The organism is Acinetobacter sp. NigerLNRRAM0016 (assembly GCF_054112845.1).
In genome coordinates, this window is the sequence record NZ_JBSYVT010000038.1 from 1 (window position 1) to 15,001 (window position 15,001).

The 15,001-nt window shown below is 41.8% G+C and carries 11 protein-coding genes; all 11 read right to left on the minus strand.

Annotation, left to right across the window (positions count from 1 at the left end; translation table 11 throughout):
• Positions 1 to 322: 322 nt before the first annotated feature.
• A complete protein-coding gene (locus ACWQ4X_RS16530; protein ID WP_374529831.1) occupies positions 323 to 1,051 on the minus strand; it encodes an SDR family NAD(P)-dependent oxidoreductase in 729 nt (242 codons plus the stop codon).
• Positions 1,052 to 1,232: 181 nt separating this feature from the next.
• Positions 1,233 to 3,239: an esterase/lipase family protein gene (locus ACWQ4X_RS16535; RefSeq protein ID WP_457904380.1), complete on the minus strand. Its 2,007-nt coding sequence runs from the start codon at positions 3,237 to 3,239 to the stop codon at positions 1,233 to 1,235.
• A 122-nt stretch (positions 3,240 to 3,361) separates the two neighbouring features.
• Positions 3,362 to 4,276 carry an ABUW_2363 family tetratricopeptide repeat lipoprotein gene (locus ACWQ4X_RS16540; protein WP_100242657.1) on the minus strand — a complete coding sequence of 305 codons (915 nt, stop codon included), beginning with the start codon at positions 4,274 to 4,276 and terminating at the stop codon, positions 3,362 to 3,364.
• A gap of 116 nt (positions 4,277 to 4,392) precedes the next feature.
• Positions 4,393 to 5,202, minus strand: coding sequence for a serine O-acetyltransferase (gene cysE / locus ACWQ4X_RS16545; protein ID WP_457904381.1), 810 nt, complete (start codon positions 5,200 to 5,202; stop codon positions 4,393 to 4,395).
• Positions 5,195 to 6,049, minus strand: a complete 855-nt coding sequence (locus ACWQ4X_RS16550) for an RNA methyltransferase (RefSeq protein WP_457904382.1) — start codon at positions 6,047 to 6,049, stop codon at positions 5,195 to 5,197. The genes cysE and ACWQ4X_RS16550 overlap by 8 nt, the downstream gene beginning before the upstream one ends.
• Before the next feature lie 41 nt (positions 6,050 to 6,090).
• Complete coding sequence (gene dnaE, locus ACWQ4X_RS16555; protein WP_457904383.1) at positions 6,091 to 9,660, minus strand: DNA polymerase III subunit alpha; 3,570 nt, start codon at positions 9,658 to 9,660, stop codon at positions 6,091 to 6,093.
• A gap of 189 nt (positions 9,661 to 9,849) precedes the next feature.
• Complete coding sequence (locus ACWQ4X_RS16560) at positions 9,850 to 10,479, minus strand: hypothetical protein (protein WP_457904384.1); 630 nt, start codon at positions 10,477 to 10,479, stop codon at positions 9,850 to 9,852.
• A 93-nt stretch (positions 10,480 to 10,572) separates the two neighbouring features.
• On the minus strand, positions 10,573 to 11,268 hold the full coding sequence (locus tag ACWQ4X_RS16565) for a methionine ABC transporter permease (RefSeq protein WP_100242652.1): 696 nt from the start codon (positions 11,266 to 11,268) through the stop codon (positions 10,573 to 10,575).
• Positions 11,265 to 12,290, minus strand: coding sequence for a methionine ABC transporter ATP-binding protein (locus ACWQ4X_RS16570; RefSeq protein WP_142769016.1), 1,026 nt, complete (start codon positions 12,288 to 12,290; stop codon positions 11,265 to 11,267). Before ACWQ4X_RS16570 ends, ACWQ4X_RS16565 begins: the two co-directional genes overlap by 4 nt.
• 73 nt (positions 12,291 to 12,363) lie before the next feature.
• Positions 12,364 to 13,239 (minus strand): MetQ/NlpA family ABC transporter substrate-binding protein, encoded by an 876-nt coding sequence (locus ACWQ4X_RS16575; RefSeq protein WP_100242650.1) that lies wholly within the window; start codon positions 13,237 to 13,239, stop codon positions 12,364 to 12,366.
• Between the two features lie 734 nt (positions 13,240 to 13,973).
• On the minus strand, positions 13,974 to 14,864 hold the full coding sequence (locus tag ACWQ4X_RS16580) for a 3-hydroxyacyl-CoA dehydrogenase (protein WP_457904385.1): 891 nt from the start codon (positions 14,862 to 14,864) through the stop codon (positions 13,974 to 13,976).
• Positions 14,865 to 15,001: the final 137 nt, after the last annotated feature.

Genomic DNA, 15,001 nt, shown 5'->3' on the forward strand with positions numbered 1-15,001 from the left:
CAACAAGCTTGGCGTACGCTCAAGATTAGAGGCAGTAACGGAAGCTAAAAAACAAGGTCTGATTCCCTAAGTTAAAATTCAGTAGAAAATAAAAAAAGATGCCCATGCCTAAACGCTAAGACATGGGCAAGATAGGGAACTGGAAATATTTTAATTTGGATTATTATTTGAAGATTTGGCAGGAAACCAAGCAAAAAACTGGTTTTGAACTCTGAAGATGAAGATCATGCGGAAATAATCTTCATCTTCAAAATTCATACCGTTTCCCAGCATGCTGAGAAGCGGTTGGAATCTACTTTCGAAGCTTGCTTATGCCTGCAGCTTAGAAAATAGAATATGCACCATCAACTTTGATGATCGCGCCATTCACGAAGCTTGCAGCATCAGAAGCCAAGAAAAGCACGACATTGGCAATTTCTTCTGGCTTACCAAGGCGTTGCATTGGAGAACGAGCCATGATGCCACCAAATACTTCTGGCATGTCTTTCAGTGGTTGAATGAGTGGAGTATCAATCCAACCTGGTGCCACAGCATTTACACGAATGTTTGCTGCTGACATGCTTAGTGCATGTGAGAAGGTTAACTGATCAATCGCACCTTTCGAGCATGAATAAGCTGGTGCAAGTGCTGAACCAAACTGTGCATAAAGCGAAGAAACATTAATAATTGATGGATTATCTGATTTCGCCAAAGCTTTCGCTGCTACTTCACTAATATAGAAAACAGAAGTTAAGTTGACTTCAAGGACTTTTTTATAAGTATCTAACTCATGTTCTGCAACAGAGCCCATACCTGCGCCATTGAATAAAGTATCAATACGATCAACTTTGGCAAAGAAAGCATCAACCGCAGCTTTGTCGGTGACATCCATTTCAACGGCTTCGATATCTAAGCCTGCTGGGAAAACAGCTTTCTGTGAATTTAGTCCAAGTGCCCAAACTTTTGCACCTTTTTCAGCAAAAGCAATAGCAACGGCTTGACCAATACCTGAAGTTCCGCCTGTGACGACAGCAACTTTATTTTCAAACATTTTTGTGTTGAACGCGTCCATGTTTCAATCCCTTTGTTGTGTTCAGTTTAAGCTGATGGGATTTACATTAGCGCTTGTGGAGTCAAATGAAAAAAATAGGAATTCAAAACCATTCTAATGAATGGGGAATATCGAAAAATAGTTGAAGAGTAAACCAAGTCAGCCCATGTTGAAGTATTTTGAACATGGGCTGATTGGTGAATTATGGCTTATACAGTCCAAGTTGCATCAGATGTAAACGCAGGATGCGTCTTAATTCAAGAACGGCTTCAGGTGTTTCCTGAATGGAATGTCCACCTTTGATAATCTTCTCTGAGACAGCACCCTCTAGATGAGCACTTTTGTAGGGAACGATTCCATCGGTAATCACATTCGGATCATTGCTGTCTGTATCATTTCCCATAATGGAGTGAAATAACAAGCCTTTACGTGGCATGATGTCAGACGTAATTGCCATAAATTTGGATTTATAACTTAAGTCACTTGGTCCATTTTGAATCAGACCTTGATCAATCTGTTTGGCAAGGTCTGAAAAATCCAGATCTTGGCTTTGCAGCGTATCACCGACCGCAGTTAAAAATGCACCTGGCAGCTTAATCACTTTACGCGCAGCGCGGGTAAACCACAAATCTGCATAAGCTGTCCCGTGATGCGGTGCTGAAATGAAGATAGCACGGCTAAAGTTGGGAATATCTTGGATTTGCATGCGCTGCGATACAATTGGAATATTTTTATATTTACTCAATTGTCGGTTGCTCATCATCGACAGTGCCTTTTTCGTGACATCTGCATCACTCACCAGTAGGCGCGCGATAATTCCACCCATACTATGTCCAATCAGGACAGCATCATTTTTGGCAGAGGCACTGGCATTGACCTGAGCAAAACTTTGCTTTAGCAAGGCATATATTTGTAAACGGCTCTCTATAATGGGCATATTGGTTGAATAGAATACTTGCCAAACTTGGTAGTTTTCCCTTAAGACTTTATCACCCATAATGTCATTGGTTAAACGAATCCAAGCTTCAGGACTGCTGGCCAAACCATGTACCAAGACAATCACTTTTTTATTTGGATTGTAAGGCTCTAACATATACAAATGTGGCATGGTTAAATGATTATCTCGGTCAATCAAGGTGAGATAAGCTGCTTTACCTAGATTGTTTTGTGCTAGCCATAAGCCATAGGGCGTAGAGAAGTTGGCGGCTAAAGGATATTTTTGCCCTGCAAGTTCAATTTGTTCATATTTATAAGGATCATAAGCACGAATCACAAATTCAGGTTTGGTTAAAATATCATTCACCGAAGTGACAGATTTTGGCTCTGCGGTAAAGGTTGCCGCTAAATAACGGGCTTTGTGAATATTTGGATTGACCCCACTTGCATAGGAAAAATGCAAGGGATCAAGAATGTATTTATTGGATTCTTTTTGCTGATCATTGGCATCAGGTAGTACCAGTACAAACTCGGAACCAAAGCCATCTCGACGGTTGATGGATCGTAAGCCTGAAAAATTCAGGTTATAGCTCGACATCAGTTGTTCAATTTTCTGATCTTTTAATAAAGCATAATTACTGAAATCCAGTTGATAGATGCTTTGACCGACCTTAATTTGCTGTCCAACTTCTTTTTGCGGATGGCGCAAACTATACGCGCTAGAAAGTTTGGCGATGGCTAAGTTATAGAAATCTCGAATTTGGACTTGGCGGTTATCAAAAATCCGATCTACAGGGCCACGTTGGGTTTTAAACATGTAGGCATAGCTATAACGGATACTTTTATCCAGCATGTCTAATTCTTGATCCAGACATTGATGATAATTTTCTTGCTGAATTTTTTGCTTTTCTTCTGATTTATGGCTCGCCAATAAGCCAATCTTGCAGTTTGACGATGCTTCTAATGCCAGTGCCCGTGCCAGATACAATTCACTTGCAGCGGAATATAGCTGTTCATCCTGAATCTGCGGGATTTGCTGTAATTCCTGTACACATTGGGTCGGGTGTGCCGTACAGATCTTCGCTTCACGTCCCGTCATGGAAAGTACATTTAAAGTCGCTTCACTGAGTTTGTCACGTGTCAGAATGCTTTCACGCTCATTGGTAATCGTGACTTTTACCGCTTGGTTTTTGACAGTCACGACTTGGCAGCCCGAAAGCAACGTCGTGGTCAATACAGCGAGTAGGGCAATACGGCTGAAGTTTTTTTGCATAGCGTGATCTAAAGATAATGTTTTGTTTCTATTTTTCTAAATCATACGATAATTGTCAGCTTTTTCAATCATTGCCAAAAAAATAGACCGTACTGGACGGTCTATTAATCTCATAATATGAATTATGACGCTTTAGGTGGATTCAAAACCTGCCATACATTCCAGCGACCTTGGCTTTCAATTTCGCTAATTAAGCGGTCAGCGACAGCAGCTTCTTGTGGGTACTTAAGCTTATAGTTCTTCAAGATCTGAATCGCGCTTTTCTTTTGTTCCATGGCAATGTAGTTATTGGCAGCAGACAAATATGCCTCCTGTACACCCGCCTTCATGGCTTTGTCTAAATATGGAATCGCTTCGCGTTGACCACCACCTTCAGACAAACCAAAACCGAACCAGAAGTTTGCTTCAGGGTCATCTTGATTAATTTTTAAGATGCGTTGTGCGTAAGTGAGTGATTTTGTCGTGTAAACCGAACCCAAATCGAGGTTACGTGCCATAACACTGGCTTTGAACGCACGAACTAAAATATCAAAAGAAGCATCATCACGCACCGCGAGGGTATCCAGCTGCTGAGTCACCATTTTTAGCTTCGCTTCAAAGCCTTTACGTTCTTTGCGGTCAGTAAAACGAGGTGGATAGTGACGGGCTTTACCTTCGACCATTTGCAAAAAGTCATCAATATCGGTGATATCAATTTCATTTTCACCCGCAAGTACTGCATATTTCATGCTGCGTTGATTGTTATTTACGGTCGGAATAATCAAACGGTTGCTGTCTAAAGTAATCTTTTCATTTGGATTTTCTGGATTGGTCACCACCATTTTGGTGACAGGTTGAGCCGCAGCTTGTTTTAACTCAAGTTCAAATGGAGGTGGTGCAGAATAGTTAAATGGGTTTAGTGCATAAAATGGTGCAGTAAGATCTGGTTCTGTGAAAATAATTGGTTCTTTAGAGTTCTTATCTTTGGTTGGTGTTGTGCTACAAGCCGTTAGAAATGATGCGGCAATTAGTGCGATTGCCAGAGGCTTTAACGTCATAGTATTCATCCATTCTTTCTTTTAAAAGTAATAAAAAATTGCATGTTCGTCAGTCTAAGAAAACTCGGACGAACATGCAATATAGTGCGTGTTACAGTTGGTTTTTAATTATGTCGTTATGGCTTTGATTGACTACTTTGTGCCTCACATTCGCGGCGCACGTCTTCAATAATTTTTAATTCTTCTTCGCTATACGGCTGTTCATTCAACTGTTGCTTTTTAAAAGTTGGATCAAGCAAGGATAAACGCTGGCACAAGGTGTTCATGCGCTTTTCATTGTTTTGAATACGATCCAGTAAAACACGCATGCCTTCCAGCATCGGGTCAGACTGATCTTGCGTCGCTGCATAAGGTTGGAAGCCGATACTTTCTGCATAGTCACGACGACGTACTTCATCTTCATCTTTCGGGCGGTCTTTGCTGATGTAACGGGCGGGATTACCCACAGCAGTGGTGCCTTCAGGCACAGCTTTGGTCACGACGGCATTTGAGCCAACCTTAGCACCTTTACCAACGGTAAACGGTCCTAAAATTTTTGCACCCGCACCCACAATCACGCCATCTTCTAGCGTAGGGTGACGTTTGCCTTTATTCCATGTGGTTCCGCCAAGGGTCACGCCATGATAAAGGGTCACATCATCGCCAATTTCAGCAGTTTCACCAATCACCACACCCATGCCATGATCGATAAAGAAACGACGACCAATTTTTGCGCCGGGATGAATTTCGATACCCGTTGCAAAACGACTAAATGAAGACAACAGTCGTGCAGAACCTTTACAGTCTTTTTTCCACAATTCATGTGCCATACGGTGCATGATTAAGGCATGAATGCCCGGATAGGTGGTTAAAACTTCTAAAGTGTTTCGAGCTGCTGGATCGCGCGCGAAGACAGCTTGTATATCCTCTTTGAGCTGTTTAAGCATCAGACGGATCCTCTTTGTCTTGGGTCTTAGGTGTAGATGGTTTCCATGTTCCTTTATTCAAGGCTTGTACACGGCTAAAAATACCGCGCAGTAAATGGTATTCCATTTTATCTAATTGTATACGCCCAAATAAGCGACGCAAGCGTAAAGGCAATAATCTTGGGTTATTTGGATCTAAAAATTCAATATCTTCAAGCATTTTCTCTAAATGCGGGTAGAACTGTTGCATTTGATCATGCGTGACCAAAGGCTCATCCCAATGCATTTGCGCGGTTTCGGTCACTGGCATGGTCGCTTCAGGATCTTCAGTTTTTTCTATCAGGGCGAGAGCAGCCATACGCATTTCGTAGCAAATCACTTGAATGGCTTGCGCGACATTGAGCACGCCATAATCGGTGTTGACCGGAATGGTGACATGGTAGTTGGCTAAAGCTAGTTCTTCATTGGTCAAGCCACGGTCTTCACGACCAAACACTACGGCAATGTTTTGTCGTTGATTCACCACCGCTTTGAGGGACATTTCTGCTGCAGGGCGTGCATCGAGCAAAGGCCAAGGAATGGTACGGCTACGTGCACTGGTACCAAACACAATATGACAGTCTTGAATGGCTTGCTCTAAGGTATCCACAATTTTAATCTGTGGAATCAGGTCGATTGCGCCAGCCGCCAAAGCATCAATGTCTGGATGCGGATAGGTCTTTGGTGCAACCAGCACCAACTGGCTGAGTCCCATGGTTTTCATGGCTCGCAGTGCGCTACCAATATTGGCAGGCAGAGTGGTGTTCACCATGACAATCCGTACATGGGAAAGATGTGCTGCAACGGCAGTATTGTCAAATTGATTCATCACATTTCCAATCTTGTTAAATCGCTGAATGACCCTAATCGTTAAGAGTATTGGTTCGCTTCAGCTTGATATAAATCCATTGCCTCATCCATGCTCAAATCGGCAGGTGGAGGGGGTACTTGGGCAGGTTTAGCCTGTTCATAACTGACAGCTTTAGCTGCTTTCGACTTGACCTGATATTCAATATAGATGGCTTCTTTACCAAAATAATCGCGCAATTTACTGAGTAGCTCATCCAAAGGCGCGACTTTCCACTGCATGCCTAAATGTAAATCGGCAGTGGCATAGGCATAATCCAGTTGCAATAACACCGGAATGTGATTGCATAGGTCGACATTGCAATACGGCAACAAGATTTTTTGTAAGTCTTGGCTCAAGGTTTTGCTTAGATGCTCGGTCTGTAATTTGATTTGAATGCTGTTAGCACGTTTTTGGCGAATTTCATTCAGGCTAAAGGCTTTGGTCAAGCGTCCCATCGGACGATCAAAACCTTCACGCTCGTAAATTTCACCTTCAATCACCACCACGCGCTCATTCACAATAATATCTTTAAAGCGTTGGAAGCGTTCGTGGTTGGCAGATACTTCAATGCGCGATGTCCCATCATCCAGCGTGACCATAATACGGTTCGGGAAGTTGGCAACATCCACCACCAGTCCAGCAAAGACAGTGGTTACACCGCGACGGGTCGGCGTGAGTTCATTAATTTTGGCAGGAATGAAGGATTTTAATTCAGGACGATACACATCAATAGGATGTCCTGTTAGATACAAGCCAAGGGTGTCTTTTTCACCTTTGAGGCGCACTTCATCTGACCAAGGTTTCACAGGTTTAGCAGGCTTACGTTGAACTTCTTCAACTTCACCAAATAAATCCATGATGCCTGTTTCACGGTTGCTCCGTGCCTGTTCGGCAGCTTGAACCGCTTCAGGTAATTGTGCCATCAGGCTTGAACGTTCAATACCCAAGCAGTCCAAAGCACCTGCACGAATCAGCGCTTCAAGGGTACGCTTGTTGATTTTCTTTAAATCAATACGGTGGCAGAAATCAAACAGGTCTTTATACGGACCATCCTGCAAGCGGGAGTCAATCACCGACTGCATGGCTTGTTCACCAACGCCTTTAATTGCCCCTAAGCCATAGACAATGGTCTTTTCATCGGTCGCATGGAAATGGTACAGCGACATATTCACAGATGGTGGTAACACATCTAAGTTATTATTACGGCAGTCATCAATCAGGAATACCACGTTGTCGGTGTTCTGCATTTCCGATGACATTACCGCAGACAAGAATTCAGCAGGGTAATGTGCTTTTAACCAAGCGGTTTGATAGGCAACTAATGCATATGCAGCCGCATGAGATTTGTTAAAACCATAACCTGCGAACTTTTCCATATAGTCGAAAATATGGTTGGCCGTGGCTTCATCAATGTCTTTTTTCGATGCACCTTCAATAAAGATCTGGCGCTGTTTCACCATTTCTTCAGGTTTCTTTTTACCCATGGCACGACGTAGTAAGTCCGCGCCACCCAGAGTATAGCCCGCACAATACTGTGCAGCCTGCATCACCTGTTCCTGATAAACCATAATCCCGTAAGTTGGTTCGAGTACGCCTTCAAGTAAAGGATGTAGGTACTCAAATTCACCACCATGCATACGGTGAATAAAGTCTGGAATCAGATCCATCGGACCAGGACGGTATAAGGATACGAAGGCAATAATTTCCTCAAATTTGCTCGGACGAGCTTCCTTGAGCATTTTTTTCATGCCGACGGATTCAAACTGGAAGACCGCAGTGGTATTCGCATCTGCGAAAACCAAGTAGGCGTCTTTATCATCCAGTGGAATATTGGCAATATCCAGAGGTATCTCAGACGGGTAGTGCTTATTAATATTTTGCACTGCATCTTCAATCACGGTTAAGTTACGTAGACCCAAGAAGTCGAACTTGACCAGTCCAGCAGCTTCAACATCGTCTTTATCGTATTGCGCGACACGACCTGTACCATCTGCATCACACAGTACCGCAGAGAAGTCGGTAATTTTGGTTGGTGCAATGACCACACCGCCCGCATGCTTACCTGTATTACGGGTAATGCCCTCTAGTTTGAGTGCCATTTCCCAAATTTCAGAGGCATCGTCGTTGTCTGGGTTAGACGGGTTGGTGACGATGTCTTTGAGTTGGGGTTCAGCTTCGATCGATTCTTCTAAAGACAAACCTAGGGGTTTGGTCGGAATCATTTTTGAAATACGATCCGCCAAACCATAAGATTTACCGAGTACACGGGCAACGTCACGAATTGCACCTTTTGCTGCCATGGTACCGAAGGTAGCAATCTGGGAAACCGCATCACGTCCGTAGTTGCGTGCTACATAGTCGATGACTTTATCTCGTCCTGCGATACAGAAGTCGACGTCGAAGTCGGGCATCGAGACACGTTCTGGGTTTAAGAAACGTTCAAAGAGCAGGTCGTAACGGAGTGGGTCGAGGTCGGTAATTTTTAAACTGTAGGCAACCAAAGAGCCCGCACCCGAACCACGTCCAGGACCGACAGGAACCCCGTTATTTTTCGACCATTGAATGAAGTCCATGACGATGAGGAAGTAGCCAGGGAACCCCATCGAGTTAATGATGTTAATTTCGTAAGTAATACGGTCATCATACGGCTTACGGATTTCAGCCCAGTCATCACCACGTTGATCTACTGGATAGAGGTGGTTCAGACGTTCTTCCAGACCTTCTTTGGATAAATGCTCAAAAAAGGTGTCAATGGTATGACCTTCAGGAATTGGATAGTCGGGAAGGAAGTACTTACCCAGTTGCAGGGTGACATTACAACGTCGCGCAATGTGGAAACTGTTTTCAATGGCAGTCGGCAAATCTGAAAACAGCTCGGTCATTTCAGCCGCAGTTTTAAAATATTGTTCAGGGCTATACGGCTTCGGGCGACGGTCATCACCAAGTACATAACCATCGGCAATACAGACGCGCGCTTCGTGTGCTTCAAAATCGTCACGAGTAATAAAGTGCACATCGTTATGTGCTACCACGCCAATATTATATTTTTTGGCGAGTTTTACCGCTTCGACAATATAATCTTCCTCGAAAGGGCGATCCGTGCGGGTGAGGGTAAGGTAAACCCGATTACCGAATTTTTCGATCCACTGTTCGAGTAAGGGTTCTGCCTTTTGCGGATTAGATGAGCAGAGCATTTTACCGACATCACTTTGCATGCCCAATAAGGCAATAATGTCATCATGCTGTTCCAGCACCCAGTCTTTTTGTACACAGGGGATATCGAGTTGCTGACCTTCAATAAAACCGCGGGAAACAATTTCCGTCAGTCCACGCCAGCCTTTATTGGTCATGGCCAATAAGGTCACGCGATGTTCGGCATCATTCAGTCGAATGGCTGAACCTAGAATCGGTTTAATACCTTTGGACTGACAAGAGCCGTAAAATTTGACGGCTGCATGCAGATTCGACAAGTCGGTCAAAGCCAAAGCTGGCATTTCGTCATTTATCGCAGCTTTAATTAGATCAGGTATCCGAACGATAGATTCAGTAATTGAAAATTCGGTATGAATACCAAGATGAACAAAGTGCATAAATGAGTCCCTGCGAAAACCACTCAATAGTTTAGCATGCTCTGTGCTTATTCTGAGTTTAATTGAAATGAATTGGTTAAGTTTTAATAGCCTAAAGGCTTCTCTAGGCTGGTTTTATTTTAACTTATACAAACTGACTGCCAATTTTTTATTGGATGAACCAAATGAGTGGAGACAGGGAACGGACTTCTAATAAGCAAGCGCTTGCTGAATGGCGAACTTTGCGAGTTTTCCATTTTTAAAACTGAAATTGAGAGAAGCTGTATAAGGTGGGCTGAAATCTTGCGGATGCTTTATAAACTCATTCACTTGATTGCGTTCTAAAATAAGTACTTGAGCTTCTCCCGATGGGCTCAATGTTTGCGTACTGTGTTTAAAATCTTGTTTAAACTGCTGCAAAGTATAGTTCGCTGTAATTTGAACATTGTCCGCAACAATTTTCTCGTTCATCTCTAGGGTGTTGTTCCAAGTTAACGAAACACGACCTCTGGTTTGTCCCAGTTGCTGGAAGCTGGATTTACTTTTATAAAATTGTACATCTTTGATTTGAGGATTATCTTCAGCAAAAATCTCAAAGCTTAGGGTTTTGCTAAGCGTTGGTTTTAGGCTGTATTCATAATTCCCCGTACATTCTGAATAGACTTTTTGGGTTTTTGCATTGCCTGTTTTCATTAATTGACTGACTTGTTCTGCCGATACGGCTGCGTTGAGCTCAATCTGATTAACTTGAACACTGGTGACATAGTCGTAATCCGCAGCATATGTATAGCCTAAAAATGAAACAGAGCAGAGGCTCATCAATATTGGGTTTATTTTCATGAAAGTCGATTGTTTAGCTTTGTTGTGCTGCTGATTATATAAATTTTGGATGCGAAAAAAAGCTCCCATTGAGGGAGCTTTAAAATATGCGTTTTATCTTAAGCGAGACAACCAGTCACCTAGACTTTGCACCAACTGGACCAGAATCAGTAACACAATGACGGTGAGAATCACCACACTGGTGTCAAAACGTTGATAACCATAAGAAATGGCCAAGTCACCAATACCGCCTGCACCGACAGCACCTGCCATTGCAGTGGCGCCAATCAGACTGATGGTTGCAGTGGTTAGATTGAGAATTAGCGAACTACGTGCTTCAGGCACAATAAACTTGAAAATAATTTGCCAAGGGCTAGCACCCATTGCTTGCGCAGATTCAATAATTCCTTCATTCACTTCAAGTAGAGAAGTTTCAATCAGACGACCAATATACGGACCCACATAAATGGTGAGCGGCACAATCGCTGCCCAAGTCCCAATTGAAGTGCCGACAATCACTTTGGTCAGTGGAATCACGGCAATCAGTAAAATAATGAAAGGCAGGGAACGTAAAGCATTCACAATCGGATTGAGCAGGTGATACACCACACGATTTGGCAAAATGCCGTCTGGACGCGTGACTAATAAGGCAATCGCTTGAATAAAGCCCCAAATCGAACCAAACAGCATGGCGAAAAATACCATGTGGAAGGTTTCTTGCATCGCCGTGACAAATTGGTCAATGCTAAGTGAGCTATGCCAAAAAGGAGCCGTGAGGTCTGTCAGCCATTGGACGATTAAATCTCTCATTCGCAGACTCCAGATTGTTCAACTTTCACGCCGTGCTGTTCAAAGAACGCAATCGCGTCTTGAATGATGTTTGGATCACCCAATAACTGAATAAACATCTGTCCAATCACTGAACCATTAATTTCGGTCATGTTGGCAAACAAGATATTCAAGCTGATATCAAATTGTTTAATTGCGGCTTGCACCACAGTTTCTTGTGCTGAAGTACCCAAGAATTGCAAACTATAAATACTGTGCTGATTTTGATTTTCTAAATTCTTCAGAATATTGATCGGCAATTGTTGCTGTAATACCGTTTGAATAAAGTTTTTGGTGGTCGGATGTTGCGGCTGACTGAAAATATCCAGCGTCGGACCTGTTTCAATCACTTTGCCTTGTTCCATGACTGCCACATAATCACAAACGGATTCAATAACATCCATTTCATGCGTCACCATAACAATGGTAATGCCTTGTTCTTGGTTGATTTTTTTCAGCAAAGCCAAAACCGACTTGGTGGTTTGTGGATCAAGCGCAGAAGTCGCTTCATCGCAAAGTAGAATTTTGGGATGATTCGCCAAGGCACGCGCAATACCGACACGCTGTTTTTGACCACCTGAAAGTTCGTCTGGATAAGCATCTTTTTTATGCTTGAGATCGATAAACTCAAGCAATTCATTCAGACGTTTTTCTCTTTCAGCTTTGGAAAAGCCCAAGAGCTTCAGCGGCATTTCAATATTGGCTGCCACCGTTTTGGTTTGCAGTAAATTGAAGTGCTGGAAAATCATGCCTATATTTGCACGTTCTTGACGTAATGAACGTGCATCCAAAGCGGTGAAGTCGGTGTCACGAATAATGACCTGACCTTGCGTTGGACGTTCAAGCAAATTAATCAGACGGATTAAGGTACTTTTACCTGCACCACTATAGCCAATAATGCCGAAGATACTGCCATCTGGAATCGTCAGGTTAATGTTATCCAGAGCACGTATGGTTTGACCTTTGAGCTCGTAGTGTTTTGATATGTCTTTAAATTCAATCATAGCGTCAAAAACTGTACAAAATGAAAAAACAGGCAAAAGTTACTTTGCCTGTTTTGTTTGCAGCATTATATTACTATTTGCTTTCTGTAAGATAGCTAACAGGTTTGTTTACATCAATTTTAGTGCCACCAAAATGTTCTTGAACATATTGTTCTACAGCTTTAGTGTGGTAAAGCTCACCCACTTTTTTCAAGATAGGGTCATCTTTACGAGATTCAGCAACAGCCAAAATGTTCACGTTCATTTTTGTGCTTTGGTCGATTGGCTCATAGAAAACCGCATCTTTCAATACGTTTAAACCACCTTCCATTGCCAAAGTGTTGCCCAATACAATTGCATCAACTTCGTCTTTCACACGAACCGCAGTCGCCATTTGAATTGGTTTGATCTCTAATTTTTTGCTGTTTTCAACGATGTCAGCAGGTGTGCCTTTTACATCATCAAAACCATCTTTTAATTTCACTAGACCAGCAGATTGAAGCAATAACAATGCACGAGATTCGTTCGCACCGTCATTTGGAATAGCAATCGTCGCGCCGTTTTGGAACTCATCCAATTTTTTAACTTTGCTTGAGTAAATACCCATTGGCTCAAGATAAGTCGTAGAAACTGGTGCAATCTTGTCTTTGTTGTTGGCATTGAATGCAACAAGGTAAGCATAAGATTGGAATGCATTGATGTCGATTTCTTTGTTGGCTACAGCAGTGTTCATTGCTACGTAGTCAGTAAAGTTTTTAACTTCAAGTTTGATGCCTGCCTGTTTAGTTTCAGGTAGGGTCGCAATATAACGCCAGATATCAGCATCAGAACCTGTAGAGGCCATGACAACAGTTTGTTCAGTAGTAGTAGCTGTATCGGTTTTTGCTTCAGTCGCAGGAGCTTCCTGTTTGCTGCAGGCACTGAGTGTTAATACAGATGCACTCAATAAAACGCTAAATAGCTTTTTCATGAATATTTCCTAGTGCAGACATAACTTCATCGTATCTGCATTATAAAGACATGCTAAATAAATGTGCGATGATGACGGAATGAAACTGTCTGATAAAAATTCGGTACTTTGCGATTTCTAGCTATCAATAAAACTAGGAATTCGCTTCATCCCAACAAGACCAAAATAATTTCGTATTAAGAAGTTCAAAATTTTCACGTTATGATATTGAAATCACATCGTATTACTGTTGAAGCAGCTTTTGAAGTCTTAAAAAGTTACGCTATGATAACAATAAAACTATATTCAATATAGTGAATAAGAATGCAATGTTTATCTGTTTAGTCGCAAAAGAAAATGCGGGTTTTAAATAAAATAACAATAAAAACAATATATTGTTTTAAATTAATCTGTTGGATTTGTTAATTGTGCTGAAAAATTATGCTTTATAAGATTTTATCCAATAGACATATGAAAAATGAATAATTGATGAAAATTGAATGTATTATTAACTTTTAAGTGTATGAATTTATAAAATATTTATGCAATCTTGTGGTTCAATTTAGGTTGTGAATGATTACTCTGCTTGCTAAATTTTTATTGAATTTAAGACTAAAGTCTAATTCGAGTGAATTAAGCGAAAGCTAGGTGAATAAAGTGAATCAAGGCTTAATATGTGAAAGCTAAGGCGATAGGTACAGCTTAATCACCTTAGCTGAATTCAATTCTTATCTGTGCGGCATTTTGAATACTGATTATTTTAAGAAATCAGCAGCTTCATAAGCAGGGTTAGGGTAGTTGTAGAAACCTTGTCCTGTAGGAAGACCTAATTTATTTTGATTCATATATTCCTGCTCCAATCTTTCCATAATGCGTGCCATCATCGGGTTCACTTCGGCATGTAATTTTGCGACATTGTAAACCGTGTTAATTCCAATGATGTCCAAGATTGCAAATGGACCTTTCGGTGAGCCAAAGAACTTCATCCATGTTTTATCGATGGTATGAGGGTCTGATACTTCTTTTACCCAAAGTTCTAAGGCAGAAACACAGTAAGGAACGAGCATTGAATTTAGAATGTGACCAGGTTGCTCTTTATAAATCGGTAAAGCCACCATGCCAATTGCCTTAGCAAATTGCACTAAATCATCAAATACTTGCTTGTCGGTGGTGTCATGACCCATGATTTCAGCCATGTTGTTGACCCAAATTAAATTGGCAAAATGCAGTGCCAGAAATTTCTCGGGGCGACCAGTCAAGTCACGGAATTGGCTAGGCAATAAAGTTGAGGTATTGGTTGCAAAAACAGTTTTGGCTGGAGCGACTTGACTAAGTTGCTTATAAAATGCTGTTTTAATCGCGACATCTTCTGGAACAGCTTCAATCACTAAATCTGCATCTTGTACTGCTTCAGCAAGATTCGAATGGTAACTGAGATTGTTAAAGGTATTGTCTAATTGTGCTTGGCTGGCATTCAAATCACGTTTATAGCATTCACTTAATTCAGCAAACTTGGCTTTGGCTTTACCAAGCACTTCATCATTAATGTCATATACTGAAACTTTAAAACCGTGAAATGCGGTTTGAAACGCAATTTGGTATCCGAGTACACCACTGCCTGCAACAGTTACATTCTTAAAATTCATTTGCTTGTCCTTATCTTATCTTTGTTGGAAATGGCACATTTATGTCCTTAATCCGAGCCAATGATGCATGAGCTGATAGTCATTATTTGGCTTGGTTAAATGTCCATTTCAGCTATTGTGCCTTTGAATATTTATGC